The organism is Geofilum rubicundum JCM 15548 (assembly GCF_000974365.1).
In the GTDB taxonomy this organism is placed as follows: domain Bacteria; phylum Bacteroidota; class Bacteroidia; order Bacteroidales; family Marinilabiliaceae; genus Geofilum; species Geofilum rubicundum.
In genome coordinates, this window is sequence record NZ_BAZW01000201.1 from 1 (window position 1) to 644 (window position 644).

The 644-nt window shown below is 38.5% G+C and carries 2 protein-coding genes; both read left to right on the forward strand.

Going from position 1 to position 644, the window contains the following annotated elements; genetic code table 11:
- Positions 1 to 55 precede the first annotated feature (55 nt).
- Positions 56 to 337 (forward strand): helix-turn-helix domain-containing protein, encoded by a 282-nt coding sequence (locus JCM15548_RS20775; protein ID WP_062129161.1) that lies wholly within the window; start codon positions 56 to 58, stop codon positions 335 to 337.
- Positions 338 to 348: 11 nt separating this feature from the next.
- Positions 349 to 644, forward strand: a 296-nt coding sequence (locus JCM15548_RS24835; protein WP_227626101.1) for a hypothetical protein, incomplete at its 3' end; no start/stop codon positions are given.

Genomic DNA, 644 nt, shown 5'->3' on the forward strand with positions numbered 1-644 from the left:
ATATTAGCCCGTAATTAAACCGAGCAGTAAAATAAACAATTAAATTTGTACTGCTATGGAAAAAAAGACACGTTTTACGACAAAAATCAAAACAGAAATTGTTCTGTCCTTGCTTCGAGGAGAAAGCATGGAGGCTATTAGCCGTAAATATGGAGTAACGATCGCCGATCTGAGTTCTTGGCGTGATCAGTTTGTTGAGCATGGTGCTGATGGATTTAAGCGCAAGCCAGATGATTCAATGCTAAAGGAGGCCGAACGTATGATTGGTAAGCTGCAAATGGAGTTGGAACTCACAAAAAAAAAGAACGAATTGGCAGCAAAACTAAAAAAGAGATAATCGCTTTGTTGATGAAAGAGGTGTGCTCCATAACGCAAAAGCCATATCCAAAGCGACTTATATTTAAAGTAGTGGGTTATAGTAGTAGCACTTGGTATGAGAAACCAGTACCTAAAACAGGTAAACGCGGTAGGAAACCTATTCATAGTGATGAGACAGTCTTGAATGAGATAAAGGTTGAAATTGAGAATAGTGTATTCAAATCTGAAGGTTATATCAAGGTTAAAAAGCGCATGCAAAGAAGGCCTGACAATGCCATTAGGGCTGGAAAAGAGCGAGTAAATAAGCTTATGCGTGAGAATGATTT

Excerpts from the sequence above, each read along its gene's own strand:
- JCM15548_RS20775 (WP_062129161.1), top strand. The coding sequence starts at position 56 with ATGGAAAAAAAGACACGTTTTACGACAAAAATCAAAACAGAAATTGTT.